The sequence below is a fragment of the Streptomyces sp. NPDC002092 genome, assembly GCF_053593775.1.
This window is the reverse complement of sequence record NZ_JBSFDG010000014.1, coordinates 280,294-305,384: the sequence shown is the minus strand read 5'-3', so window position 1 is coordinate 305,384 and position 25,091 is coordinate 280,294. Positions and strand designations below refer to the sequence as shown.

Below are 25,091 nucleotides of genomic sequence, written 5' to 3'. Positions count from 1 at the left end.
GGGCTTGATCTTTCAGCCCGTCCGGCGTTTGAGGACGAGGCCGTTCAGGCCGAAAGCGGGGGTCTGGGGGCGGCAGCCCCCAGGTACGGGACGGGAATGGGTACGGGCGGCGGGGGCGAAATCCTCAGGTGAAGTCACCAGCGCGCCGGTGGCGGGGCCGTCAGTTGTTCCGCCAGGCGGTACAGCCGGTCCCGCAGGCGCCGGTTCCCCCGAGGCGCCGGCAGCGCGTTCTCACCGGCCGCCGCACTCACCAGGTGCTGCACAGTGTCCAGGTCCAGCTCGGAGCCCGCCGGGACAGCCAGCGACTCGTGAGCCAAAGAGGCAAGTTCGTCCTCCCCCGCCCCGAGCGCCAACACCGTCGCCCCGGCCCGCCGCACGTCATACACCCGCTCCAGCAGCGAACCCTCCGGCCCGGCGGGCGAAACCACCAGCAGCGTCTCCCCCCGCCGCGCAGCCGCCAACCGCCCCAGCCCCACCGCCAGATGCGCCGGATCCGAGGCACGCGCCCCATGCCGCACGAGCGTAGGAGTCAGCTCCGGCGTCCCCGACCACGCCGCCTCGTCCACCAGATGCGCCGCCAGATGCCACGGCTCGTACTCCTCCGTGCCCACCAGCAGCAGCCCCCCGCCGTGCGACACCACCGACCCGCGCAGCACCCCCGCGAACCGCCGCGCGGCCCCCAACCACTCGGTCCCGGCAAGCACTTCACGCAGCAACGCGACACGTACGGCGTCCATGCCTGCGCATCCTGCACCAGTCGGCCACCCGTGACCGGGCGTTCACCCCGAATTCGCCCGACCTGGCGACAGTGCGCCGACGCCCGCGCCTCGACGGGGTGCGACGGCTGCCCGTGACGCGGCTCACCTGACCGACAGGGCCGGCCGGGGCGGACGTAAAGTCGGCCCATGACCTCTACCGACAGTGCTGCACAGACCCCCGCGAAGGCCCCCGTCAAGGACCCCTGGGACCTGCCCGACGTCTCCGGGCTCGTCGTCGGCGTCCTCGGTGGGACCGGGCCGCAGGGCAAGGGCCTCGCCTACCGGCTGGCCAGGGCCGGCCAGAAGGTGATCATCGGCTCGCGTGCCGCCGAGCGTGCCCGGGCCGCCGCGGACGAGCTCGGGCACGGCATCGAGGGCGCCGACAACGCCGAGGCCGCGCGCCGAAGCGACGTCGTCATCGTCGCCGTACCGTGGGACGGCCACGGCAAGACGCTGGAGTCCCTGCGCGAGGAACTGGCGGGCAAGCTCGTCGTCGACTGCGTCAACCCGCTCGGCTTCGACAAGAAGGGCGCGTACGCGATCAAGCCGGAGGAGGGCAGCGCGGCCGAGCAGGCCGCCGCCCTGCTGCCTGGCTCGCGGGTCACCGCCGCCTTCCACCACCTGTCGGCGGTCCTCCTCCAGGACCCCGAGATCGCCGAGATCGACACCGATGTGATGGTGCTGGGGGAGGAGCGGGCCGACGTCGAGACCGTGCAGGCGCTGGCCGGGCGCATCCCCGGCATGCGCGGCATCTTCGCAGGCCGGCTGCGCAATGCCCACCAGGTCGAGTCGCTGGTCGCCAACCTGATCTCCGTGAACCGCCGGTACAAGGCACACGCCGGGCTCCGCGTCACGGACGTATGAGCGGATGGGGGACACTGGACGCCGTAACGGTGTCCCCCGGCCCGCCGACAGGAGTCGAACGAAATGCCCCGCCTTGGCCTCTATGCCCTGATCGTCTTTGTGCTCGCCGTGGCCGCGGCCGTGGTGTCCTTCGCGCAGGGCAGCTGGCTGGGGATCGTGTGGATCCTGCTCGCGGGGCTGTCCAGCAACATGTGCTGGTACTACTGGAAGCGGGGCCGGGACGGGCGCCGGTCCTCCTCCGTCACTGGCTGACCGAGCAGAACTCGTTCGTGCCCTGCCAGAAGCGGTAGAGCTGCTGGCCGCAGTACGTGCCGAAGTCGCTGATCCCGAGGCTGCGCAGGATCGCGTCGACCACGTCGAAGAACGCCGTGTTGACCGGCTGCAACCACAGCAGCGCGAACACGAACAGCAGGCCGAACGGTGCGAAGGGCTCCACCTGCCGCTTGATCTTGTACGACAGCCAGGGCTCGATCACGCCGTAGCCGTCCAGGCCGGGCACCGGCAGGAAGTTCAGGAGGGCGGCCGAGACCTGGAGCAGGGCGAGGAAGGCCAGCGCGAACTGGAAGTCGCGCGGCACACCGTCCAGCGCGTGCAGCCAGAACGGGGCGGTGCACACGGCGGCGAACAGGACGTTCGTCAGCGGTCCTGCCGCCGAGATGAGACTGTGCCGCCAGCGGCCGCGGATGCGGTCGCGCTCGATGAACACCGCGCCGCCCGGCAGCCCGATCCCGCCCATGATCACGAAGAGCACCGGGAGCACGATGCTCAACAGGGCGTGCGTATAGGCGAGAGGATTGAGGCTCAGGTAGCCCTTCGCGCCGACCGAGATGTCACCGCTGTGCAGGGCGGTACGCGCGTGTGCGTACTCGTGCAGACACAGGGAGACGATCCAGGCCGCCGTCACGAACAGGAACACGGCCACGCCCGGCTTCTCGGCGAACCCGGTCCAGGTGGCCCATCCCGTGACTGCCGTGACGGCCAGGATCCCCAGGAAGACGGGGCTGATCCGCCGGTCGCTGCGGCTGGTGGTGGCGGTGGTCATGGGACTCCCTGGACAGTGCGTGCACGCGGTGGGACTGCCCGACGGTACCGGGCGTAGGTGAAAACGTCTCGCGTCCGGTACCCAGTTCCAGGGAAGGTGAGGGCATGGGGCTTCGGCATGTGTTCTACGAGAGCTGGCAGATGGAGTGCTGTGGCACGCCGTTCTCGGTGGGGGAGAAGGTGAGCTGGCCGCTGCGGTTCGTGGACGCGGACGAGGTACTGGGCGGCGGCTGGCACGAGGAGTTCCCCGAGATCATGGGAGCCGGGGGACCGGGTCCGCAGGCCGGCCTCCTCACTGTGGAGACGCACGGGGGCAAGTGGCCCGAGGTGGCCGGCCGGGTACGGGCGATCCGGGTGGTGACCCAGGAGTACGCGGAGACGGCCCCCGGCTCGCGCTCCTGGGAGCCGGTGCGCGGCCCGGGGACGCGGCGGCTACGGCGGGTGGACGAGTGCCCGAAGTGGTTCGCCGATGAGGGCCCGCGGGAGAAGGGGAGGCGGTTCGTGGAGGCGGGGGTGGTGGTGACGCTGGACGTGGCGGCGCTCGGCGAAGCCGGTCCCGTCACCGCGCCACCCCGACCGCCCGGAACCCCATGACCGCCCCCGACGTCAACGGAGACAATGGACCCCGTGCGCTATCGCATCCTCGGCACCACTCAGGCGCTCCGCCCCGACGGCACCCTTGTCCCGGTCGGCGGGGCGCGGCTGCGTGCACTGTTGACCGTGCTGGCGCTGCGCGCCGGGCGTACCGTGCCGGCGGGCGTCCTGGTCGACGAGGTGTGGGGCGCTGACCCGCCCGCCGACGCGCCGGGTGCGCTGCAGGCGCTGGTCGGCCGGCTGCGGCGGGCGCTCGGCGCGGACGCCGTCGCCTCCGCGGAGGGCGGCTACCGGCTCGCCGCCCGGCCCGACGACGTCGACCTGCACCGCTTCGAGCGGCTGACCGGCGAGGGCACGCGCGCGCTCGCCGACGGCGACCCCGCCAAGGCGGCCGTCGTGCTCGACGACGCCCTCGGCCTGTGGCGCGGGCCCGCCCTGGCCGACCTCCCCGACCGCACCGCCGAGGCGGCCCGCTGGGACACCCGCCGCCTCGACGCCCTGCGCACCCGCCACACCGCCGCCCTCGCCCTCGGCCACGCCGAGCAGTCCCTCCCCGAACTGACCGCCCTCTGCGACACCCACCCCCTCGACGAGCCCCTCCAGGCCCTGCGCCTGCGCGCCCTCCGCGACGCGGGCCGCACGGCTCAGGCGCTGGCCGCGTTCGAGGACGTACGGCGGCTGCTGGCGGACCGGCTGGGGATGGACCCGGGGGGCGAACTGCGCTCCCTGTACCAGGAGTTGCTGCAGCCGGAGGAGGGAGAGCCGTCGGCCGGACTTCCGAGCAAGGTTGGCGGAGGTCCGGCCGACCCGCCGTCGGATTCCGGAACCGCTCCCGGCTGGGCGGCTCCCGAGGCCGCTGCCCCCGCCTTGAGTACCTCCGTGCCGGGCACCCCCCAGCCCCCCGGCAACCTCTGCGCCCGCCTCACCTCCTTCGTCGGTCGGGAGGCCGACATCGAGGCCATCCGGGGTGATCTCGCGGCGGCCCGGCTCGTCACGTTGCTCGGGCCCGGTGGGGCCGGGAAGACGCGGCTGTCGCAGGAGGCCGCCGAGGCCGTGCGGTATGCGGCTCGGGACGGGGTGTGGCTGGCCGAGCTGGCGCCCGTCGACGACCCGGATGCCGTACCGGAGGCCGTGCTGACCGCCGTCGGGGCGCGGGAGACCGTGCTCTACGGCGCGGGGGCCGAGGCGATGCGGGCGGCAGGGGCCGAGCGGCACGACGACCCCGTCGAGCGGCTCGCCGAGCACTGCGGGCGGCGGCGCATGCTGATCGTCCTCGACAACTGCGAGCATGTCGTCGAGGCCGCCGCCCGGCTGGTGGAGGAGCTGCTCGAACGCTGCCCGGAGCTGACGGTGCTCGCCACCAGCCGTGAACCCCTGGGCGTACCGGGGGAGTTGCTGCGCCCCGTGGAGCCGCTGCCCGAGCCGGTCGCGCTGCGGCTGCTCGCCGACCGGGGCGCCGCCGCCAGGCCCGGCTTCCGGACGGACGAAGATCCCGAGGCATGTGCCGAGATCTGCCGGCGGCTCGACGGGCTGCCTCTGGCCATCGAGCTGGCGGCCGCCCGGCTCCGTATGCTGACGCCCCGCCAGATCGCCGACCGGCTCGACGACCGCTTCCGGCTGCTGACCTCCGGCAGCCGCACCGTCCTGCCCCGCCAGCAGACCCTGCGCGCGGTCGTCGACTGGTCCTGGGATCTGCTCGACGAGGAGGAGAAGGAGGTCCTGCGGCGGCTCTCCGTCTTCGCGGGCGGCTGCGACCTCGCCGCCGCCGAGGCCGTCTGCGGGCCCGCAGCGCTGGAAGCCCTCGGTTCGCTCGTGGACAAGTCCCTTGTCGTGGCCGCCCCTTCGGGCGACGGAGGCATGCGCTACCGGCTGCTCGAAACCGTCGCCGAGTACGCGGGCGAGCGCCTGGACGAGGCCGGGCGGCGCCCGGAGACCGAGCGCGCGCACCTGACGTACTACCGCGAACTCGCCCGCACCACCGACCCGTTGCTGCGCGGCCCCGGTCAGCTCGCCGCCATCGAGCTGCTGGAGCGCGAGTACGAGAACCTGCGCACCGCGCTGCGCCACGCCGTCGCCGAGCGCGACGAACAGGAAGCCCTCTGCCTCATCCTGTCGCTGTCCTGGTACTGGCAGATGCGGGACGCGCGCATCGAGGCCCGCAACTGGTGCGTCGAGGTCATGGCCCTCGGCCCCGACCCCTTCACCGCCCCCGCCCAGCGTGCCGAACCGGTATGGCAGCGCTGCACCGACGTTCCGCCCCCGCTGTCCGGCGAACTCCTCGCCGAGGCCAGGCGTGGTGTCCATCTCGCCCATCTCGCCTGCATGGACACGGAGTTGGAGGCCTGGGAGTCCCCGCAGGCGAAGGAGAAGCTGCGCACCATAACCGAGGTCTACGCGCCCGGCCTCCCGCAGACCTGCCGTACCCCGGGCATCCTCTGGTTCTACGCCGTGGTACTGACCGGCAGCCTGGACCTGATGCCGAGGGTCCTCGACATGAGCGTCGACACCTGCCGTGCCACCCCCGGCATGGAGTGGGAACTCGCCGCCACCCTGCAGATGCGCGCCAACCTCCTCGCCAACCGCAGCGACCTGGCAGGCGACGCGCGGCGCGACGCCGACGAGTCGCTGGAGATCTACCGGCGGATCGGCGACCTGTGGGGCACCGCCGAGGCGCTGTCCGCCCGCGGCGAGGCCCATGAGCGGATCGGCGAGTACGCGGCGGCCGCCGCCGACTACGAGGCGGCGATGGAACGCGCCGAACGGCTCGGCGCCCGCGCCCAGACGGCCGTGCTGGGCGCCCGGCTCGGCAGCGCGCTCGTGGAGGCGGGCGAGACGGAGCGGGGCGAGCAGTTGCTGCGCGAGGTGATCGAGCGGAAGGACGGCTCGGGCAACGAGGCCATGCCCGCCGCCCGGATGTTCCTCGCCAGCAGGCTCGCCATGACCGGCCGGGTGCAGGAGGCGCGCGAGCAACTGCGGTCGCTGCGCGAGGAGTTCAGGATCGCCCACTTCATCGTCTTCGACGCGTTCATCTTCGGCGCGGAGGCCTTCGTGGAGGCGGCCGACGGCAACTACGGCCAGGCCCTGGACAAGGCCCGGCAGGCGCTTCAACGGGCCGGCGACCCGCTGACCGAGGCCGTCGCCCCGCACATGCGCCCCCTGTACCTGACCCTCGCCGCGATCGGCCTCGCCGGTGCCGACGGCGGCCGCCGGGCACGGGACGCCGTCCGCTGCATCGGGGCCGCGCGGACCCTGCTGCCGGCCGGCCATGTCGCGGCGTCCATGGAGCGCGAGGTGTACGCCCTGGCTGAACGGCTCGCCCGCGTGGCCCTCGGCGACGAGGCGTACGAGGCCGCCCACGCGGAGGGCGGCGGCCTCTCCGCGGAGGAGGCCGCCGCCCTGGTCTGACGCGGACCGAGGCACACCCGGCTGCGTCAGCTCTTGGTACGGAACTTGTGGATCGCGTACGGCGCCGCCACCGCCGTGATCGCCACCGACCAGCCGAGCGTCACCCACAGGTCGTGCGCGACCGGGCCGCCCACCATCAGCCCGCGCGCCGCGTCGGCGAGCGTGGACAGCGGGTTGTAGTCGGTGAAGGCCTGCAGCCAGCCAGGCATCGTCTTCGTCGGGGCGAAGATCGACGAGCCGAACTGCAGCGGGAACAGCACCAGGAAGCCCATCGCCTGCACGGACTGCGCGTTCTTCAGGACCACGCCCAGGGTGAGGAACACCCACATGATCGACGAGGCGAACACCGCGGAGAGCCCGACCGTCGCGAACAGACCGCCCCAGTGGTGGATGTGGAACCCGACCAGCACGGCAACGATCATCAGCACGGTCGTGGCGAACAGCATGCGCGCCAGCTCGACCGCGATCTTCGCGAACAGCACCGAGCCGCGCCCGATCGGCAGGGACCGGAAGCGGTCCATGACGCCGGAGTTGAAGTCCTGGCTGAAGCCGGTGCCGACGCCCTGGGACAGCGACATGCTCATCATCGCGATCATGCCGGGGATGACGTACTGGACGTACCCGTCCTGGCCGCCGCCGCCCAGCGCCTGCCCGACCGCGCCGCCGAAGACGTACACGAACAGCAGGGTGAAGACGACCGGCATCAGCAACGCGTCGAACATCGACTCGGGGTCCTGCTTGATCCACAGCAGGTTCCGGCGAACCAGGGCGCCGGTGTGGCGGACATGGCCGCGCAGCGGGACGCGTGCGTCGGCGGCCGGAGCGGTGGCGGTTGCCGCGCTCATACGGCGACCTCCTCGAGGGTGTCGTTGGGTACGGCGTCCTGGGGGGCACTGGGGCGGTGGCCGGTGAGGGACAGGAACACCTCGTCCAGGCTGGGCAGTTCGGTGGTGATGGAGCTGATCGTGATGCCCTGTGCGATGACCACGCCGGTCACCGCGGTCAGCTGTTCGTCGCTGAGGATGGGCACGAGCACGGAACCGCTCTCGGTGTCGACGGTCGTGGTGGCGAGCCCGGTGATGCCGAGGTCGTCGAGGGTGGCGGCGAGCGGCCGCAGCTGCTGCGGGTCGGCGGGCCGCACCCGCAGGGTCCGTCCGCCCACCTTGGCCTTGAGCTCGTCGATCGCACCGCCCGCGATGACCTTGCCGCGGTCCACGACGGTCAGCTCGCCGGCGAGCTGCTCGGCCTCCTCCATGTACTGGGTGGTGAGCAGCACGGTCACGCCCTCGCCGACCATGGCCTTGACCTCGTCCCACACCTCGTTGCGGGTGCGCGGGTCGAGTCCGGTGGTCGGCTCGTCGAGGAACAGCACCTCGGGCCGCCCGATCATCGAGGCCGCGAGGTCGAGGCGCCGCCGCATACCGCCGGAGTAGGTGCTCGCGGGCCGCCTGGCGGCCTCGGTCAGCGAGAACCGCTCCAGCAGCTCGTCGGCACGCGCGCGTGCCTCCTTGCGGGGCAGATCGAGCAGCCGCCCGATCATGTACAGGTTCTCCCAGCCGGGGAGCTTCTCGTCGACGGAGGCGTACTGCCCGGTCAGGCCTATCACCTTGCGCAGCTGCCGGGGCTGGTGCAGCACGTCGTATCCGGCGACGGTCGCCTGCCCCGAGGTGGGGGCGAGCAGCGTGGACAGGATCCGCACGAGGGTGGTCTTGCCGGCGCCGTTGGGCCCGAGCACACCCATCACGGTGCCCTCGCGCACATCCAGGTCCACGCCGTCCAGCGCCTTGGTCTCGCCGTAGTGCTTGACCAGCCCCCGCACGGTGACGGCGCTACCGCCGTCGCTGGGGTTCTTGTCGATTCGCGTCATGACAACGAAGGTGACAGCCCCGACCGACAAAGCACCGACAGGTCACCGACACCCACCGACAAGTCGCCGACACCGGCATCTCATTTCAGCCCGTCCGGCGTTTGAGGACGAGGCCGTTCAGGCCGAAAGCGGGGGTCTGGGGGCGCAGCCCCCAGGGACGGGACGGGTAGGGGCGGCGGGGGCGAGAAACAAAACGGCAGCCCGCCGACGGGGGAAATCGGCGGGCTGCCTCTGTGCCGCGATGGCTCTAGTGGACGGAGTTCTCCTCCGACGGGAACACCCCGCCGACCACGTCCTCCGCAAACTCCTTCACCGCGTTCCCCATGACCTCACGCAGGTCCGCGTACTTCTTGACGAACTTCGGCACCCGACCGGAGGTCAGCCCCAGCATGTCCGTCCACACCAGCACCTGTGCATCCGTCTCGGGCCCGGCCCCGATCCCGACGGTCGGAATGTGCAGCACCCGAGTCACCTCGGCCGCCAGCTCCGCCGGCACCAGCTCCAGCACGACCGCGAACGCCCCCGCGTCCTGCACGGCCTTCGCGTCCCGCAGCAACTGCTGCGCCGCCTCCTCACCGCGCCCCTGCACCCGGTAACCCATCGCGTTCACGGACTGCGGGGTCAGACCGATATGCGCCATGACCGGGATACCGGACTCGACAAGCAGCCGGATCTGTTCGTGCGACCGTTCCCCGCCCTCCAGCTTCACGGCACCCACCCCGGCGTCCTTGACCAGCCGGGTCGCCGAGCGCAGCGCCTGCACCGGACCCTCCTGGTAGGAGCCGAAGGGGAGGTCGCCGACGATCAGGGCGCGCTGCGTGCCGCGTACGACGGCCGCGGACAGCATGGTCATCTCGTCCATGGTGACGGGCACGGTCGTCTCGTACCCGAGGTGGCAGTTGCCCGCCGAGTCGCCGACGAGGATCACCGGGATGCCGGCCTCGTCGAAGACGGACGCGGTCATCGCGTCGTAGGCGGTGAGCATGGGCCACTTCTCGCCGCGTTCCTTGGCGAGGGCGATGTCGCGAACGGTGATACGGCGTGTGCCCTTGCCCCCGTACAGCGCCTTGCTGCCGTCGGAGGGCCTGTTCTGGACAGTCTGGGCAGCCGAAAGCTGCGTCATTGCAACGGCTCCTTCAGTCATCTCGAGGCGCCCTGACGGCGTCCCCGGATCACCCCCATGGTGGCACTTCGTGCCAGCCAGGGCCAGAGGGAACTCCGTCACGTGGGCACGGATGCCGTAGGCAGGGGCGGGCGTAAGGTCCGGGTAAAATATTTACGATACGGGACCGTCTCGTATCGGAATTCGCCTAGCCTGGGGAGCATGACGACTCCACCCGTTTCCGCACCCCGCATACCGGAGGCGGTGCACCGGCGCCGCTGGGCCATCCTCGGCGTCCTGATGCTCAGCCTGCTGATCGTGGTGCTCGACAACTCGATCCTGAACGTCGCCATCAAGACGATCTCCACCCCGGCCCCGACCGGTCTGGGCGCCACCCAGAGCGAGCTGGAGTGGGCGATCAACGCCTACACGCTCGTCTTCGCGGGTCTGCTGTTCACCTCAGGCCTCATCGGCGACCGGGTGGGCCGCAAGAAGGTGCTGCTCGGCGGCCTCGTCGTGTTCGGCGTCGGCTCCGCCCTCGCCGCCGAGTCCGGCTCGCCCGGACAGCTGATCGCCTACCGCGCCCTGATGGCCCTCGGTGCGGCCTTCGTCATGCCGGCCACCCTCGCCGTCCTCATGAACGTCTTCGAGCGCGAGGAGCAGCCCAAGGCCATCGGGATCTGGGCCGGCGGCGTCGGCCTCGCCATCGCCATCGGCCCGATCACCGGCGGTGTCCTTCTCGACCACTTCTGGTGGGGCTCGGTCTTCCTGATCAACGTGCCGATCGTGCTCCTCGCGCTCGCCTTGATGATCTGGCTCGTCCCCGACTCCCGCGACCCGCGGCCGGGCCGGCTCGACCCCGTCGGCGTCCTGCTGTCCGTCGTGGGCCTGGTCCTGCTCGTCTACGGCATCATCAAGGGCGGCGAACTCGCCGACTTCACGGACGCCCAGGTGCTGTCGACCATCGCCGCCGGTCTGGTCGTCCTCACCGCGTTCGTCCTCTTCGAGAAGCGCAGCGACCACCCCTCGCTCGACGTCACGTACTTCAAGAACAAGGTGTTCTCGGCCGCCATGGCCGCCATCGCGCTGGTCTTCTTCGCGCTGATGGGCGTCACGTTCTTCGCCGTGTTCTACACCCAGAGCGTGCGCGGCTACTCGCCGCTGCAGTCCGGTCTGCTGATGCTGCCGCTGGCCGCCGCGCAGATGATCTTCGCGCCGCGGGCCCGGCTGGTCGTCGACCGGTTCGGCTACAAGGTGACCACCGGGGTCGGACTGCTGCTGCTCGCCGGGATGCTCGCCGCGTTCGCGGGCTTCGAGGCGGACACCCCGATCTGGGTCCTGGAGGTCGTGTTCTTCCTCATGGGCGCCGGCATGGCCCACGTCATGACCCCCACAAGCGTCGTCATCATGCAGGCTCTGCCGCGTGAGAAGGCCGGCTCCGCGTCCGCGCTGAGCAACACCTTCCGCCAGGTCGGCGGCGCCCTCGGCATCGCGGTCCTCGGCTCGGTGCTGTCGACCGCGTACCGCACCGGTATCGAGGGCAAGCTCGGGCACCTTCCGGCCGGGCTGCGGGAGACGGCCGGTGAGTCCATCGAGGCCACGCTCGGCGTCGCGGCGAAACTCGGCCCGCAGGGCAGGGCCCTGGTCACCCCGGCCAATGACGCCTTCCTGCACGCCATGCACGTCACCGCGCTGTGCGGCACGGTCGTCGCGATCCTCGGCGCCCTCGTGGCGTTCCTCTTCCTGCCGGGGAAGCCGCCGGCCCGTCAGGAGGGCGAGGAGGAGCAGGAGTTGGTGGCCGCGGCGGAATAGCGTCTTCCGCCGCACTGGGGGGCAACGGGGAGAATTGCTCCAGGTCAACGAAGGGACGCAGAAGTGAGCCTCGCCGACAGTCCGGCCCCTCCCGGGGCGCCCGCACGGGGACGCCCCCGCAGTGAGGCGGTCGAACGGGCCGTCATAGAGGGCGTGCTGAAGCTCCTGGAGGACGGCGTCCCGCTCGCCGAACTCTCCATCGAGCGCATCGCCCGCACGGCGGGCGTCGGCAAGGCCACCATCTACCGCCGCTGGAGCGGCAAGGAGGAGCTCCTCGTCGACGTCGTACGCGCCGGCGAGCCCCCGGACCCCGAACTCCCCGGCACGTCCATGCGCGACGACCTGGTGGCTCTTCTGGAGCATTTGCGGCAGCGCGGGGTCATGAGCCGTACCTCGATGCTCCTGCACAACGTGTTCGCCCAGATGAAGAGCAGCCCGAAGGTCTGGGCCGCCTACCACGCCTCCGTCGTCCGGCCGCGGCGCAGACTGCAGATCGAGATCCTGCGCCGCGGCCAGGAGAACGGCGAACTCCGCGAGGACGTCGACCTCGAGCTGGTCAACGACCTGATCGTCGGCCCCATGCTGCTGCGCACCGTCATGCGCCCGGAGGCGGACGTGGAGAGCGACCTCTCCGAGGGACTGTCGGAGCAGATCGTGGACACCCTTCTTGAAGGGCTACGACCCGTCAAACCCTCAACCACCTAGCCCGAATGTGCGCGTTGCGTCACAGAGGGCGCTTTCCGGGGTCGCGTTCGGAACTCGCCGCGCCGGGTTCGTCGTCCTCGTGCCCGTACGGCCGTCATGCGACGGCAGGGACGGGCTCGATCATCCCCTAGGGTTTCAGATACGGGGGGACGGACGGGTTGCACGGCAGGCAGTGAGGCGACGCGGTATGGCGCAGCAGGCGTATGTGACGGAGACGGACAACGGCGGCTCGGGGCCCGAGCACCGGGGAGACCGGCTTCGGCGCCTGCTCAACCGCATGGTCTCCGGATGGCGGGGCGACCCCAGAATCTGGCGCCGTGGCCTGGTCGTCGCCGCGCTCGCGGTGATCCTGGCCCTGGTGATGCTGCTGCACGCACGCATCCCCAACCGCATCGGCAACCTGGGCAGCCTCACCGAGACCTTCCTGCCCTGGCTGGGTCTCCTGGTCCCGCTGCTGCTCCTGCTCGCGCTGGTACGCAGGTCGGCGACCGCGCTGATCGCGGTGGTGCTGCCGACGGCCGTTTGGCTGAATCTCTTCGGCGGACTGCTGACGGACAAGACCGTCGGCGGCGGCGACCTGACCGTCGCCACGCACAACGTCAACGCCGACAACCCCGACCCCTCGGGAACGGCCCGTGAGGTGGCCGCGTCCGGCGCGGACGTGCTGGCCCTGGAGGAGCTGAACCCGTCGGCGGTGCCGGTGTACGAGAGGGCGCTGGCGTCGACGTACAAGTACCACTCGGTGCAGGGCACCGTCGGGCTGTGGAGCAAGTACCCCATGACCGGGGTCGGGGCCGTCGACATCAAGCTGGGCTGGACGCGCGCCATGCGCGCCACCGTGACCACGCCCGAGGGGCAGGTCGCCTTCTACGTCGCCCACCTGCCGTCCGTGCGGGTGAAGCTGGAGGCCGGGTTCACGGCCCGGCAGCGCGACAAGAGCGCCAACGCGCTCGGCGAGGCCATCGCCCAGGAGCCGCTGAAGCGGAAGGTGCTGCTCGGCGACCTGAACGGCACGATGAACGACCGCTCCCTCAACGGCGTCACCTCCCAGATGCGCTCCACGCAGGGCGCGGCGGGCAGCGGGTTCGGGTTCAGCTGGCCGGCCTCGTTCCCGATGGCGCGGATCGACCAGATCATGGTCCAGGGCATCGAGCCGGTGACCTCGTGGACGCTGCCCAGGACCGGAAGCGACCACCTCCCGATCGCGGCCCGTGTGAGCCTCGCCACCGGCTCGTAACCTCCCGGAATACTGGGCCTGAGAGGCTTTGTTCCGTAACTGAACTTAAGCTGGTACGGAACTCAGCTCTCCCTTTGACTTGAAAGGAACAGGCCCCTTCATGCCCCTGGCCCTGCTCGCTCTGGCCGTCGGCGCTTTCGGGATCGGCACCACCGAGTTCGTGATGATGGGCCTGCTGCCCGACGTCGCGGACGACCTGCACGTCTCCCTCCCCACCGCCGGGCACCTGGTCTCGGCGTATGCGCTGGGCGTCGTCATCGGCGCCCCGCTGCTGGCCGCGGTCACCGCGCGGATGTCCCGCCGCACGGTGCTGATCGGTCTGATGGCGCTGTTCGTGGCGGGCAACGCGCTCTCCGCCTTCGCCCCCGGCTACGACTCCCTGCTCGCCGCCCGCTTCCTGAGCGGTCTGCCGCACGGCGCCTTCTTCGGCGTCGGCGCGGTCGTGGCGACGAACCTGGTCGCGCCGGAGCGCAAGGCCCGCTCGGTCTCGCTGATGTTCCTCGGCTTGACGGTCGCCAACGTCGTGGGCGTGCCGGTCGCCACGCTGATGGGCCAGCACCTGGGGTGGCGGGCCACGTTCCTCGGCGTCAGCGCGATCGGACTGGCGGCGATCGTCGCGCTCGCGCTGCTGATCCCTCACGACCACACCCACGCCGCGCCGGCCGCAGGCCTGCGCGGCGAACTGGCCGCGCTGAAGTCGCTGCCGGTCTGGCTGGCGCTCGGCACGACGGTCGCCGGCTTCGGCGCGCTGTTCGCCGCGTACAGCTACATCACGCCGATGCTCACGGACGCCGCTGGGTACGCCGAGACCAGCGTGACGCTGCTGCTGGCACTGTTCGGCGTGGGCGCGACGGTGGGCAACCTGGCGGGCGGCCGCCTGGCGGACCACTCCCTGCGGGGGACACTGTTCGGCGGCCTGCTCTCCCTGGCGGCCGTTCTGGCCCTGTTCCCGCTGCTGATGTCGACGCAGTGGACCGCGGCCCTGGCGGTGATCCTGCTCGGCGCGGCGGCCTTCATCACCGGTTCGCCGCTCCAGCTGATGGTCATGGAGAAGGCGTCTGCGGCGCCGTCCCTGGCGTCCTCCGCCAACCAGGCCGCGTTCAACCTGGCGAACGCCGGGGGAGCGTGGATCGGCGGCGTCGCGCTGGCGGCGGGCTTCGGGGTCACCTCTCCGGCGCTGGCGGGCGCGGGGCTGGCGGTGCTCGGACTGGGCGTCGCGGGGGTCGCGTATGCGGTGGACCGGCGGCGCGTTCCTGCCGGGGGGCGGGGGCGGGTGGTTGCGTCCCATGTTCCGCGGGGGGCGGAGGCGCTGCACGGCTGAGGGCGGTGGGCGTCGGCGTAGGCAGCGTGCTCGCCCCGACGCCCCTGGGCTGCGCCCCCCGACCCGGGAGCGAGCTGCCCCCAGCGGGGCTGAACCCCTGGCTCGCCCTGCAGGTCGTCGCTCAGTCGTCGTCCGCGACCAGACCGATGGCCTCCGGGAAACCGGCAGCGAACGCCTTGTGCGCGGGGTCGGTCTCTTCGCGGGCGGCTTCCCGGAAGAGGCGGATCAGCTCCTGTCGGTCCTCGTTGGGCGCCTGGTTCAGTCGCCTCAGCAGGGTTCCCGTCCACGCTTCGATGATCTTTACGGCGTCATCGTCGTCGACGGTTTTCTCGTCGGCCAGTTCGATGCTGCCGAGCAGAGCTGTGTACGCGGCCGCGAGCACATGAGATCGGGTCACCGGTGGACGGGACGCGGCTGGCGGTTCCTGTGTGGGGAGGCCGACTTCGTCGGGAAGTTCCAGCAGAGACCGGTCCGCCTCCCAGAACCCCCTGGTTGCCAGGTCCTGGCTGTGCATCGCTCCGGCGAGCCTGCGCATGCCGCGGACGAGTTCCTGCCGGTCGTCGTCCGGCAGACGGTGCAGACCTTCCTGCACCGTCCGGATGCCCCGTCCGGTCAGCCGGGCCTTGCCCTCCGCGCTGATACCAGGATGGTCGCCGCTTGGCTCGAAGGAGCGGATGGCGGCGATGAGACCCAGTACACCCTCCGTGAGAATGTGTTCGATGTACCACTGTCTGGGCTGCCGGCCCGCGACGTGGGTTCCCTGGGCCGAGTCGTCGAGTTCGGCCGCCTCACAGGTGCGGAAACCGGCAAGCGTGAGCACGTTCCTGATCGTCTCGTCCAGCAGCGAAACGACTCGCGTACCGTACGCGATCATCGGTTCCCCGAGATCGAGCCGGTCCGGCTGCAGGAATTCGAAGACCGCTTCCGTCAGGGTTTCACCGGCGTTCCAGCTGACATGGACGCCACCTGAAGGGCCCTCGACGGTGTCGACGTGAACGCATGCGCCGGCCTGACCGTCCGCCAAGGAGCCGGGATGCTGCACGTAAGCGGGGAGCCCTGCGTGCTGCAATTCTCGGCATACCACTTCCGCCAGCGCATACCACTCGGCGATGTTTTCTTCCTGAGCATGCGGCGAGCCGTTTTTCTCGGCATTTGCGCGTTTCTGAGGATCGATGTAAGTCAAGGTTTCTCCTGAACGAGTCATACGGACCAGAATCGACTCGTAGTGCCGATTCTCCCAGGTCCTGCCGGGACGGAAGCCCGGCAGGACCTGGGAGCGGCAGGATCACTGAGCCCGGTCAGTCGAGCTTCTCTGCATCGGCGTCCTGGCCGCGTATCACAGAACGAGTCAACCGTCCGCCGTTGGCTTGCTTGACATAGCGCAGGAGAAGACTCTTCGAATAGGAGGCGATCTCAGGCGTGTAGGGGACGGAGTAGGTGATCACGGTCCCTTCCTTGAGAGCCTTACTGAGAGCGCCGTCACAGCCGGGGCACGGTTGCCGCTCGGTGTACAGAGCGGTGATCTTCGTGGGATCGACGCCCTTTTCCTTCAGCCTGTCCAGGATCTCCGTCTCGGAGTGGCCGCTGAACTTACTGTTGGCGATCACGTAGTCACCGGTCTTGGGGTCGTTCCAGCCCGGCACCTTAGCCACGGCCACGTTGTGATCTGCCCCGAAGTATCCGTTCTCCACCCTGTACTTGTACGCGAGGTGGCTCATCTCGTCGCTGTTGTAAGCGATCAGCGCCAGCGGGCATGCGCTTTCGGCCGCGGATACACGGGCGGAAAGTAGCGTACGCGGCGCAAGCGCACTCCTGGTGCACGTCTTGACGAACTTGTCGAGAGCCTTGAGGCCGATACCGGTCTTGGCTGTCTCGGACAATCCGTCGAGAGCGCGGAGGGCCTTGAAGGCGTCCTCGAACCCGATTCCCGTCCTGGCAGCGGCATCGAGAGCCATGACCGCACGTGAGATCGGGGCGAGCACGCCTTCGACCGGAACGTACATGGCGAGGCTCCAGGCACAGGCGGTCTTGTCGCCGTGCCAGCAGTCCATCAGGTCTTCGGCGAAGAAAGAGAACAGGATCGCCCCCGGCACATCGCCAAAGAGGCTCTGCCATCCAGCGCGGACGATGTCCTTGCCGGAGAAGTGGTGCGTCCAGCCGTCGATCTTGACGTTCTTCAGCGTCGTCCGCTGGAGGAACTCCCACGCCGATTTCGGGCATCCGTCGGCCGTGGCCTGGGCCTGGTCGTCGGTGCACAGGTAGAAGTCGGCGTCGTAGGTGACGACCAGGTCGTACGTCGCGTTGCAGCCCTGGAAGGCTGCTTCCGGCATCCCGGGGCAGGTGCCGATCTGCTGGGAGCTGACGATCTGGACGGTGGACTCGTCCGGGACGGCGAACACACCGGGGATTCCTGTACCGGACCCCTGGGATGCTTCTTTGTTGGCCTCCTCCCGTTCAGCACGGTCGGCCGCGTCCTGGGCTTCCTTGGCGTATTTGGCGGCGTCCTTGGCGGCTTGTTCGGCTTCGGTGGCGGCTGTGTCGGCGCGGTCGGCTGCCGCTCGGGCGTCCTTGGCGTCCTGTTCAGCCTGGGTGGCTGCGGTGCGGGCCGCCTGCGCGTCGAGTGCGGCTGCGTCGGCTGAGGCGCGGGCGTCCTTGGCGTAGCCCTCGGCGTTGCCGGCCGCCTTGTCGGCTGCTGCCGCGTCGTCGGCGGCCTGTTTGTCGTAGTCGATGGTTCGGGCCAGGGAGGCTGAGGCTGCCGCCGCGGCCTTGGCGGCGTCGGCCGCGTAGCCCAGGGCCTCCTTGGAGTAGGTGCGGGCGTCGGCCGCGTACTGGGCCGCGTTCGCCGCGTGCTGGTAGGCCTCCTTGGCGTCGCCCTTGGCCTGGTCGGCGAGGTTCTTGGCCGCCTGGGCCTCGGCGGCGGCGTTCTTGGCGTGGGCGTCGGCGACGGCCTGCTGCTGGTCGGCGATGGACTTGGAGGCCTGGCCGGTCAGCACGACCAGGCCGGCCGCCGAGTCGGTGTCGACGTAGGGGGAGCCGAGCTGGATCGCGTCGTTGGCAGGGTCGGCGACCTGCTTGGCCGCTTCTCCGGCATCCACGGCCGCCTGCGCGGTGATGTGGGCGTAGCCTGCGGCCTTCGCGGAGGCGACGAGGGCGTTGCCGGCCTCGGTGTTCGCCGCGTCCGCCTGGGTCTTGGCGTCCTTGGCGTGCTGTTCGGCCTCGTCGGCGAGCTTGACCGCCGTCTTGGCCTCGATGGCTGCGTCCTGGGATGCCTTGATGGCGTCGGCGGCCGCGCTGGTCGCGGTCTTCACCGCCGCATCCGCCTTCAGCTTGTCGGCCTGGGCGGCGTCGGCGTCGGAGCGGGCACGTTTGGCGGCTGCCTCGGCGCGGGTGGCTGCTGCATCGGCGTCGGCGGCTGCCTGGGTGGCAGCGTCCGCTTCGGAGCGGGCCTTCGTGGCCGCCGCTTCCGCGTCGTCGGCGTGTTTGTCCGCCTCGTTGGCGGCGGCGCGGGCGGCGTCAGCCGCGTCCCCGGAGTCGAGGGAGTCGGCGTAGGCGTCCTTGGCGTCGGCCTTGGCGCGTGCGGCGGCGGCCTTCTGTTCGGCGTCCCAGGCGTCGTCGCGTTTGGCCTTGGCGTCGTCTCGGGCGGTGACCGCGTCGTCGCGCTTGCTTTCTGCGGTCTTCTCGGCGGCCTCGGCCTTGTCCTTGGCGTCCTTCGCGGCACTCGCCTGGGTTTCGGCGTTCTTCTTGTGCTCGGCGGCCTCGGCCTGCTTGGCCGCGGCTATCTCCTTCTCCGCCTTGGCCGTCTTCTCCTCGGCCTCGGCCGCCAGGCGCTTGGCGTGCGCGTCGGCGGCGGCAGCCTTGGCGTCGCCCTCGGCCTTGAGGGCGTCGGTGAGTTTGGCCTCCGCGGTCTCCTTGTCCTTCTTGGCGTTATCACGGTGGATCTTCGCGGCGTCTGCTGCGGCCTTCGCCTGCCATTCGGCCGCCTTGGCGGCTTCCTTGCGGAACTCGGCCTTCGACTGGGCGGCTTGGGCCAAGGCACGCTGCGTGATGGTCTGGGTGTCGCCGGCGGAGGCCCGGGTGGCGGCCTCGGCGGTCTCGGCGGCCTTCTCCATTGCCTGCAGTGCGGCGACCGAACCCTTGGTGACCTGGTCCTTCTGCTGGCCGACCAGCAGACCGCGGCCCCTGGGAGCGCCGTTGGTGTCGGCGATGCCGTAGGCGGCCTGGATGGCCGAGTCCGACGTCGTGGCGGCCTTCTGCGCCGTGGCGAGCTGCGCCTGGACGGCGGCGAGCTGCTTCTTCGCCTCCGCCTGCGCGTTCGTGACGTTCGCCTTGGCCTTGTCCACGTCGGCCTTCGCCGGCGCGCTGCCGGTGTGGCCCTTGGGCACGATGCGGAACTTTTGCGCCGTGGAGCCGTTGCACGCGTTGAGTAGGGCGTCCTTGCCGTTGTCGAAGGTGGCCAGGTTCAGGCACTTGTCCGTGGCGATGTTGCGCAGTTCGCCCGCGGCGCGGACGTTGAACGTCCACTGCTGTGCCTTGCTGCTGCCGCAGTCCCTGATCTGGATCTTCGTGCCGTTGGCGTTGGCGCCGTTCAGCACCTCCAGGCATTTCTGAGCATTGACGTTCAGGAGGGTGTAGTGGCCGTCGTAGACGCCCCACAGCTGCCACTGGGCGCTGCTGCTGTTGCAGGTGTTGATCTGGACCGGGGAGCCGTTGGTCTTGGCGGATCCCTGGACCTCAAGGCACTTGCCGGCGGCGCCCGGCACCTGGATCTGCAGCGGGGCGTCACCAATCCAGTTGAGGCCGCCCTCGGTGTAGTGGTCCAGCCAGCGGGTGGAGTAGTCCGCGATCCACGATTGGCCCAGGATCTTGCCCAGGGCGAAGGTGCCGTCCTGCAACGCCTTCGTGGCGGTGACGTTGGCGGCGAGGATCTGCTGTCGCTGCGTGGCCTGAGAAGCGATTTCCTGCTGCCATTCGGCGGACGCCTGCGCGACCTCCTTGCCGAGAACCCGGCCCGGGTCGATCGGGTCGTGCCACGCACATGTGGCGAAGCGGGCCTTCAGGTCCTCGACCGCGATACGGAACTCCGGGCTGTCCGGAGCCGGGGCCGTGTGCGGAAAGCCGCCCGAGGACAGGAAGATGCGGGCGTCGTCGGCGAAGACCCGGGGAACGAACAGCTGGTTGGGCTCGATCTTGCCGGAGTTCTTCTTCCACAGCGCCCACGCCTGCTGCTCCTCCGGCGTTCCCCCGGTGGTGTACAGCTGGTCGCCGATCGCGACTGCGGCAGCTTTCGTGCTGTCGTCAGCGGTGGGTGATGTCTCGTAGAAGGGCGAGAACAGATCGATGCCCCGGCCCCATGTCTGGTAGATCCACGGAAGCAGCCCGATCTTGTCGTAGATCTTGTTGGCGTCCTGCGGCGCGCCGGGGTAGGAGTCCAGGCCGCTGACTGCGTTGTTCCACGCCTGTCCTTGGTCTCCGACCTTCTTCTGCCATTGGCTGCTGTTGTCCTCATCTGCATCGAAGGCCAGATGCAGCGGGGTCCTGACGTCGTTCAGGTCCCGGTTCAGCTTCTGATGGAGCTGATCGGACGGCAGCCCGATGGCACCCTGAGCCAGACCGAACAGGTTCGGCCCGCCCCTGCGCAGGGCATCAACCGCCACGCACTGGTCCCCGCGCAGCTGCTCAGCGGCCTTGACGTCGTAGCCGTCGTAGGAGTCCCCTACGAGGCTTGCATCATCGTGGTTCGAGAGACCGGCGAGGTCGGGTCGCACGGCAAGGCCGGCGACGACCGCGACTGCGGTCAGCAGAAGGATGATTCGGGCAACTGGTCCTGAACGTCCTGGAGTTGGTAGAAGCAATCTTCCTGGGCGGGATCTTCCTGGGCGGGAAGGCAACAGAGCACCACTTTCCTCGGAGTGTGGATGCGCCGGTTGATCGGCCGATGCTCCGCAGAGCAGTGCATTGCAGGGTGTCTCACGGAGACTCAGGAGTGCAGGCCCCTGGCCGGGTTCACGCACATGCATGGCCAGTACGACGGCATGGCGATGCAACCCCTCCCCGTGAGCGACGGCGTTCCCCCGGTCGCTGAGTGATGTGCGCATACGGAGTGGTCAGGCTCCGCAGCGGCACGTCGACACTCTAAGCACACAGGTGCGCTCGTACAACTGTTCATTTTCGTGCGACGAAGGTGGTGGTGTGAACCTTTTGGCAGGTCAGCTGCCGGGATGCAGGTGCTCACCCACAGGTCGTCTGTGTCTTTTCTGTGATGCATCTGTGTGCTTGGGTGGCCGACAGAGGTCCGGCAGGTGGTCGAGATGACTGATTTTCGATCCCGATGCCGGCCAGCTCGCACCAGACCGTCTTGTGGTCCGCTCCCTGATCGACGCCCCAACGCCGGGAGAGTTGGTCGACCAGGGCCAGTCCGCGGCCCGATTCGGCCGTGCCGGTGGCGGACAGGAGGATCGGCAAGGCGCGCGGGTCGGGGTCGGTGACCTCGATGCGGGTGTGGCCGTGGGGCGTGCTGGTGACGCGGACCTTCACCGGGGTGCCTTCGCCGAGGTGGTCGAGGACGTTCGTCAGCAACTCCGTGGCGCACAGGTGGACTTCGAAGTCGTGGGTGCGGAGGTGGTGGCGCAGTTCTGGTACGGCCTTCGGGGTGGCGAGCAGGTCGAGTTCGAACGTCACTGCTCGGCTGCCGTCTTCCGGAGAGCGGTGGCCAGCGCCTGGGCCGTCGTGGTGTTGCAGTTCCCGAGTGCGATGAGGCGGCCGCCGGGCGGTGTGCATCTGCTGGCGAAGCTCGGGAGGTCCACGCGCAGGGACGGCAGCGTGATGCCGTGCAGGGCGAGCGCGGTGCGGAGTTCCTCCATGCAGAGGGTCACGTCGTAGGCCGTGGGGGAGTGGTCGGGCATGGCGTGAGGCCTTCCTCTTCCTGTGCGTTGTGTGACGAACTCCTCACAGGTTGTCGCCGAGATCGCTACCGTGAAAGGGGTTTCGCGTTCGCGAGCGGGACAGCGGAAGGTGAACGATGGCACGGCGCAAGGACATTGACGGCTCGATGAGCGTCCCGACCTTCTACGGCAAGGAGTTGAGGTGGAAGCGGGAGGCGGCGGGGCTGTCGTTGGAGGCGCTGCTTGAGGGCAGCTTCTACGGCAAGACGTTCCTGAGCGATATTGAGCGCGGGGAGCGGAGGATGCCGATCGATCTGGCTCGGCATGTGGATCGGGTGCTGGGGACTGACGGGTTCTTCGAGAGGCATTGCGAGGACGTGCGGAACGCGCGCAGGGCTGGGCACCCCGCGTACTTCGAGAAGGTTTTGGAGGCGGAGAAGCAGGCCCTCACAATCGAGGAGTGGTGCCCGACGCTCTTCCCCGGGCTGCTTCAGACTCCGGACTACGCGAGGGCCGTCACCCTGGCGGGCCTCCCGCTGTCCGCGGACGCTGAGGTGGAGAAAAAGGTCAACGCCCGGATGGCGCGCGCCGACCTCTTCGAGGCGGACCACCACACCCCGGAGTACTGGGTGATCTTGCACGAGTCGCTGATCACCGAACCGCTCCTGGCAGCACAGGACATGACCGCGCAACTCGACCGCATCGCGGAGCTTGCGGATCGGCGCCGGATCACTCCGCAGATCGTTCCGCGGAAGCAGAAGGCGTATCCCCTGATGGCTGCCTCCATCATGACCATGACGTTCCCGGATGCCCCACCGCTTGTGTACACAGAAGCGTCCTACAGCGGAGTCACCGTCGATGATCCGGCCCTCGTGGAGCGGTACCGCAAGGCATACGATCGGCTCAGGGCCGTCGCGCTGTCACCAGACACGTCCCTCGCCATGATCAAGGCAGCGGCAGAGGATTACCGAAATGGCAAGCAACCGGATCGACTTGAGTGAAGCTCTCTGGTTCAAGAGCAGCTACAGCAACGAAGACGGCGGCAACTGCGTTGAAGTAGCCAGCGACTTCCCCGGCGCCGCCCTCTGGCGCAAGTCGACCCACAGCGGCGACTTCGAGGACGCCTGTCTCGAAGTCGCCGACAACATCCCCGGCCTCGTCCCCGTCCGGGACTCCAAGGCCCCCCAAGGCCCCGCGCTCATCCTCACCTCCGCTGCCTGGGCGCCCTTCGTCGCCTCGCTCAAAGGGTGAACTGGGCCCGGGGGGCAATCTTCAGCCCGTCCGGCGTTTGAGGACGAGGCCCTTGGGCCGATGGGGGTCTGGGGGCGCAGCCCCCAGGGCGGCGCGCACCCCCACTCACCCGCACCGGACTAGTCGAAGCGCGAAAGATCCCGCAGCCAAGCCGTAGCCGAACTGTCCGACGGCGCCCGCCAGTCCCCCCGCGGCGACAAGGAACCCCCCGCCGAAACCTTCGGCCCATTGGGCATCGCCGAGCGCTTGAACTGGGCGAAGGCGAAGAAGCGGCGGCAGAAGACCTCCAGCCACTGCCGGATCTCCGGCAGGTCGTACGCCACCCGCTTGGCGTCGGGGAAGCCGGGCGGCCAGCCGCCCGCGTCCGCGTCGTGCCAGGCGTGCCAGGCCAGGAAGGCGATCTTCGACGGCCGGAAGCCGTACCGCAGGACATGGAAGAGTGTGAAGTCGTGCAGCGCGTACGGGCCGATCTTCGACTCCGTCGACTGCATCTCCTCACCCGGCACCAGCTCCGGGCTGATCTCGGTGTCGAGGATCGCGGTGAGGATCTTGCCCGTCTCCTCGTCGAACTGCCCGCTGCTGATGACCCACCGGATCAGATGCTGCATCAGCGTCTTCGGCACACCCGAGTTGACGTTGTAGTGGCTCATCTGGTCGCCCACGCCGTACGTCGACCAGCCGAGCGCCAGCTCAGAGAGGTCGCCGGTGCCGAGCACGATGCCGCCGCGCTGGTTGGCCAGCCGGAACAGGTAGTCCGTCCGCAGCCCCGCCTGCACGTTCTCGAAGGTGACGTCGTACACCGGCTCACCCGAGGCGAACGGATGCCCCATCTCCTGCAGCATCAGCCGCGCCGTCGGCGTGATGTCCAGCTCCGCCGCCGTCACGCCCAAAGAACGCATCAGCGCGTGTGCGTTGGCCTTGGTGTGGTCGCTGGTCGCGAAGCCCGGCAGCGTCCACGCCAGGATGTCGCTGCGCGGTCGCCCCGCGCGGTCCATCGCCCGCGCGGCGACGATCAGCGCATGCGTCGAGTCCAGGCCGCCGGACACCCCGATGACCACCTTCGGGCCACCGATCGAGGCGAGCCGCTGCTGCAGGCCCGCCACCTGGATGTTGTACGCCTCGTAGCAGTCCAGGGCGAGCCGCTCGGCGTCGGCCGGGACGAACGGGAAGCGCTCCAGGCGGCGGCGCAGCCCGAGGTCGGTCAGCGGTGGGTCGAGCTCGAAGCCGACCGTCCGGAAGTCATCGGTCCGCGCCTGGTGCGTACGGCGGTTGTCGTCGAAGGTGCCCATCCGCTGCCGCTCCTGGCGCAGCAGGTCGAGGTCGACGTCGGCGATCGCGTACTCGTCGCCGAGCGGGAACCGCTCGGTCTCCGCCAGCAGCGCGCCGTTCTCGTAGACCATGGCCTGGCCGTCCCAGGACAGGTCGGTGGTCGACTCGCCGAGCCCCGCCGCCGCGTAGACGTACGCGGCCAGGCAGCGCGAGGACGCAGAGCGGCACAGCAGCTTGCGGTCCTCGGCCCGTCCGACCGTGATCGGGCTGCCCGAGAGGTTGACCAGGACGGTCGCACCGGCGAGGGCCGCCTCCGCGCTGGGCGGCACCGGCACCCACATGTCCTCGCAGATCTCCGCGTGCAGCACGAGCCCGGGGACGTCGTCGGCGGCGAACAGCAGGTCCACTCCGAACGGCACGTCCGAGCCGCCGACCCGGATCGAGCCACCGCGCTCGTCCGCGCCGTCGCCGATCTGCCGACGCTCGTAGAACTCCCGGTAGTTCGGCGGATACGACTTCGGTACGACACCCAGGACCCGGCCGCGGTGCACGATCACCGCGCAGTTGTAGACCCGGTTGCGGTGGCGCAGCGGGGCCCCGACGACCAGCACCGGCAGCAGGTCCGCCGAGCCGGCCACCACCTCCCCGAGCGCCTGCTCGACCTGGTCGAGCAGGGCGTCCTGCAACAGCAGGTCCTCGATGGAGTAGCCGCACAGCACCATCTCCGGGAAGACGGCGACCGCGACACCCTCCTCGGCGCACCGGCGCGCATGGCGCAGAACCGCTTCGGCGTTGGCGAGCGGCTCGGCGATGACGGTGTGACCCGTACACGCCGCGACGCGGGCGAAGCCGTGCTGATAGATCGACCAGAAGTTCAATTCAGGCACGGGCCCAGTGTAATCGTCAGAGCGACGCGATCGCGGGCGCGGGGTGTACGTCACCCCACGCACGCCGGAGGGGCGCGGGATGACCACATCCCGCGCC

20 protein-coding genes and 1 pseudogene are annotated in these 25,091 nt (G+C 69.9%); 10 read left to right on the top strand and 11 right to left on the bottom strand.

Annotated features, from left to right (window positions below):
- Positions 1-134: 134 nt before the first annotated feature.
- The gene (locus ACWCRD_RS30965; RefSeq protein WP_450969050.1) at positions 135-737 is read right to left on the bottom strand and encodes a hypothetical protein; all 603 of its coding nucleotides are present in this window, start codon (positions 735-737) and stop codon (positions 135-137) included.
- A 168-nt stretch (positions 738-905) separates the two neighbouring features.
- Here ACWCRD_RS30965 and npdG point away from each other — a divergent pair, with 168 nt between their 5' ends.
- Together npdG and ACWCRD_RS30955 are read left to right on the top strand one after the other, a co-directional pair.
- Positions 906-1,622, top strand: a complete 717-nt coding sequence (npdG, locus tag ACWCRD_RS30960) for an NADPH-dependent F420 reductase (RefSeq protein WP_450969049.1) — start codon at positions 906-908, stop codon at positions 1,620-1,622.
- Between the two features lie 63 nt (positions 1,623-1,685).
- A complete protein-coding gene (locus ACWCRD_RS30955; RefSeq protein ID WP_450969048.1) occupies positions 1,686-1,874 on the top strand; it encodes a hypothetical protein in 189 nt (62 codons plus the stop codon).
- Here ACWCRD_RS30955 and ACWCRD_RS30950 read toward each other — a convergent pair.
- A complete protein-coding gene (locus ACWCRD_RS30950) occupies positions 1,864-2,664 on the bottom strand; it encodes a site-2 protease family protein (RefSeq protein ID WP_450969047.1) in 801 nt (266 codons plus the stop codon). The genes ACWCRD_RS30955 and ACWCRD_RS30950 overlap by 11 nt on opposite strands.
- Before the next feature lie 104 nt (positions 2,665-2,768).
- Between ACWCRD_RS30950 and ACWCRD_RS30945 the strand changes: the two genes are divergently transcribed.
- Together ACWCRD_RS30945 and ACWCRD_RS30940 are read left to right on the top strand one after the other, a co-directional pair.
- The gene (locus ACWCRD_RS30945; protein WP_450969046.1) at positions 2,769-3,257 is read left to right on the top strand and encodes a DUF6578 domain-containing protein; all 489 of its coding nucleotides are present in this window, start codon (positions 2,769-2,771) and stop codon (positions 3,255-3,257) included.
- A gap of 24 nt (positions 3,258-3,281) precedes the next feature.
- Positions 3,282-6,662 carry an AfsR/SARP family transcriptional regulator gene (locus ACWCRD_RS30940; RefSeq protein ID WP_450969045.1) on the top strand — a complete coding sequence of 1,127 codons (3,381 nt, stop codon included), beginning with the start codon at positions 3,282-3,284 and terminating at the stop codon, positions 6,660-6,662.
- 26 nt (positions 6,663-6,688) lie between these two features.
- Here ACWCRD_RS30940 and ACWCRD_RS30935 read toward each other — a convergent pair whose 3' ends face one another.
- From ACWCRD_RS30935 to panB, 4 genes and pseudogenes are all read right to left on the bottom strand, one after another.
- Positions 6,689-7,507 (bottom strand): ABC transporter permease, encoded by an 819-nt coding sequence (locus ACWCRD_RS30935; RefSeq protein ID WP_450969044.1) that lies wholly within the window; start codon positions 7,505-7,507, stop codon positions 6,689-6,691.
- Positions 7,504-8,529, bottom strand: a complete 1,026-nt coding sequence (locus tag ACWCRD_RS30930) for an ATP-binding cassette domain-containing protein (protein ID WP_450969043.1) — start codon at positions 8,527-8,529, stop codon at positions 7,504-7,506. Before ACWCRD_RS30930 ends, ACWCRD_RS30935 begins: the two co-directional genes overlap by 4 nt.
- A gap of 83 nt (positions 8,530-8,612) precedes the next feature.
- A pseudogene (locus ACWCRD_RS30925) lies at positions 8,613-8,810 on the bottom strand (cobyrinate a,c-diamide synthase); the annotation flags it as partial.
- Complete coding sequence (gene panB, locus ACWCRD_RS30920; protein ID WP_390692318.1) at positions 8,777-9,652, bottom strand: 3-methyl-2-oxobutanoate hydroxymethyltransferase; 876 nt, start codon at positions 9,650-9,652, stop codon at positions 8,777-8,779. The gene panB and the pseudogene ACWCRD_RS30925, both read right to left, overlap by 34 nt.
- 201 nt (positions 9,653-9,853) lie before the next feature.
- Between panB and ACWCRD_RS30915 the strand changes: the two genes are divergently transcribed.
- The 4 genes from ACWCRD_RS30915 (at position 9,854) to ACWCRD_RS30900 (ending at position 14,706) form a co-directional block, all read left to right on the top strand.
- The gene (locus tag ACWCRD_RS30915; RefSeq protein WP_450969042.1) at positions 9,854-11,443 is read left to right on the top strand and encodes an MFS transporter; all 1,590 of its coding nucleotides are present in this window, start codon (positions 9,854-9,856) and stop codon (positions 11,441-11,443) included.
- Between the two features lie 63 nt (positions 11,444-11,506).
- Entirely contained in the window at positions 11,507-12,148 is a 642-nt protein-coding gene (locus ACWCRD_RS30910) for a TetR/AcrR family transcriptional regulator (protein ID WP_450969041.1), read from the top strand.
- Between the two features lie 277 nt (positions 12,149-12,425).
- A complete protein-coding gene (locus ACWCRD_RS30905; RefSeq protein WP_450969064.1) occupies positions 12,426-13,385 on the top strand; it encodes an endonuclease/exonuclease/phosphatase family protein in 960 nt (319 codons plus the stop codon).
- 100 nt (positions 13,386-13,485) lie between these two features.
- On the top strand, positions 13,486-14,706 hold the full coding sequence (locus tag ACWCRD_RS30900; protein ID WP_450969040.1) for an MFS transporter: 1,221 nt from the start codon (positions 13,486-13,488) through the stop codon (positions 14,704-14,706).
- Between the two features lie 121 nt (positions 14,707-14,827).
- On the opposite strand, the gene ACWCRD_RS30895 is transcribed toward ACWCRD_RS30900, so the two are convergent.
- The 4 genes from ACWCRD_RS30895 to ACWCRD_RS30880 form a co-directional block, all read right to left on the bottom strand.
- Positions 14,828-15,889 (bottom strand): hypothetical protein, encoded by a 1,062-nt coding sequence (locus ACWCRD_RS30895; protein ID WP_450969039.1) that lies wholly within the window; start codon positions 15,887-15,889, stop codon positions 14,828-14,830.
- Between the two features lie 115 nt (positions 15,890-16,004).
- Positions 16,005-20,471: an RICIN domain-containing protein gene (locus ACWCRD_RS30890; RefSeq protein WP_450969038.1), complete on the bottom strand. Its 4,467-nt coding sequence runs from the start codon at positions 20,469-20,471 to the stop codon at positions 16,005-16,007.
- A gap of 463 nt (positions 20,472-20,934) precedes the next feature.
- A complete protein-coding gene (locus ACWCRD_RS30885; RefSeq protein ID WP_450969037.1) occupies positions 20,935-21,384 on the bottom strand; it encodes an ATP-binding protein in 450 nt (149 codons plus the stop codon).
- The gene (locus ACWCRD_RS30880; protein WP_450969036.1) at positions 21,381-21,608 is read right to left on the bottom strand and encodes a hypothetical protein; all 228 of its coding nucleotides are present in this window, start codon (positions 21,606-21,608) and stop codon (positions 21,381-21,383) included. Before ACWCRD_RS30880 ends, ACWCRD_RS30885 begins: the two co-directional genes overlap by 4 nt.
- A gap of 116 nt (positions 21,609-21,724) precedes the next feature.
- On the opposite strand from ACWCRD_RS30880, the gene ACWCRD_RS30875 reads away from it, so the two are divergent.
- Together ACWCRD_RS30875 and ACWCRD_RS30870 are read left to right on the top strand one after the other, a co-directional pair.
- Entirely contained in the window at positions 21,725-22,588 is an 864-nt protein-coding gene (locus ACWCRD_RS30875) for a helix-turn-helix domain-containing protein (RefSeq protein ID WP_450969035.1), read from the top strand.
- On the top strand, positions 22,560-22,838 hold the full coding sequence (locus tag ACWCRD_RS30870) for a DUF397 domain-containing protein (RefSeq protein WP_450969034.1): 279 nt from the start codon (positions 22,560-22,562) through the stop codon (positions 22,836-22,838). The genes ACWCRD_RS30875 and ACWCRD_RS30870 overlap by 29 nt, the downstream gene beginning before the upstream one ends.
- Positions 22,839-22,957: 119 nt before the next feature.
- Here the strand turns inward: ACWCRD_RS30870 and ACWCRD_RS30865 are convergent, their stop codons facing one another.
- Positions 22,958-24,994: an NAD(+) synthase gene (locus ACWCRD_RS30865; protein ID WP_450969033.1), complete on the bottom strand. Its 2,037-nt coding sequence runs from the start codon at positions 24,992-24,994 to the stop codon at positions 22,958-22,960.
- Positions 24,995-25,091 lie beyond the last annotated feature (97 nt).

Excerpts from the sequence above, each read along its gene's own strand:
- ACWCRD_RS30870 (WP_450969034.1), top strand. The coding sequence starts at position 22,560 with ATGGCAAGCAACCGGATCGACTTGAGTGAAGCTCTCTGGTTCAAGAGC.
- ACWCRD_RS30915 (WP_450969042.1), top strand. The coding sequence starts at position 9,854 with ATGACGACTCCACCCGTTTCCGCACCCCGCATACCGGAGGCGGTGCAC.
- ACWCRD_RS30935 (WP_450969044.1), bottom strand. The coding sequence starts at position 7,507 with ATGAGCGCGGCAACCGCCACCGCTCCGGCCGCCGACGCACGCGTCCCG.
- ACWCRD_RS30905 (WP_450969064.1), top strand. The coding sequence starts at position 12,426 with ATGGTCTCCGGATGGCGGGGCGACCCCAGAATCTGGCGCCGTGGCCTG.
- ACWCRD_RS30900 (WP_450969040.1), top strand. The coding sequence starts at position 13,486 with ATGCCCCTGGCCCTGCTCGCTCTGGCCGTCGGCGCTTTCGGGATCGGC.
- ACWCRD_RS30950 (WP_450969047.1), bottom strand. The coding sequence starts at position 2,664 with ATGACCACCGCCACCACCAGCCGCAGCGACCGGCGGATCAGCCCCGTC.
- ACWCRD_RS30955 (WP_450969048.1), top strand. The coding sequence starts at position 1,686 with ATGCCCCGCCTTGGCCTCTATGCCCTGATCGTCTTTGTGCTCGCCGTG.
- ACWCRD_RS30965 (WP_450969050.1), bottom strand. The coding sequence starts at position 737 with ATGGACGCCGTACGTGTCGCGTTGCTGCGTGAAGTGCTTGCCGGGACC.
- ACWCRD_RS30875 (WP_450969035.1), top strand. The coding sequence starts at position 21,725 with ATGGCACGGCGCAAGGACATTGACGGCTCGATGAGCGTCCCGACCTTC.
- ACWCRD_RS30880 (WP_450969036.1), bottom strand. The coding sequence starts at position 21,608 with ATGCCCGACCACTCCCCCACGGCCTACGACGTGACCCTCTGCATGGAG.
- panB (WP_390692318.1), bottom strand. The coding sequence starts at position 9,652 with ATGACGCAGCTTTCGGCTGCCCAGACTGTCCAGAACAGGCCCTCCGAC.
- ACWCRD_RS30930 (WP_450969043.1), bottom strand. The coding sequence starts at position 8,529 with ATGACGCGAATCGACAAGAACCCCAGCGACGGCGGTAGCGCCGTCACC.
- npdG (WP_450969049.1), top strand. The coding sequence starts at position 906 with ATGACCTCTACCGACAGTGCTGCACAGACCCCCGCGAAGGCCCCCGTC.
- ACWCRD_RS30940 (WP_450969045.1), top strand. The coding sequence starts at position 3,282 with ATGGACCCCGTGCGCTATCGCATCCTCGGCACCACTCAGGCGCTCCGC.
- ACWCRD_RS30945 (WP_450969046.1), top strand. The coding sequence starts at position 2,769 with ATGGGGCTTCGGCATGTGTTCTACGAGAGCTGGCAGATGGAGTGCTGT.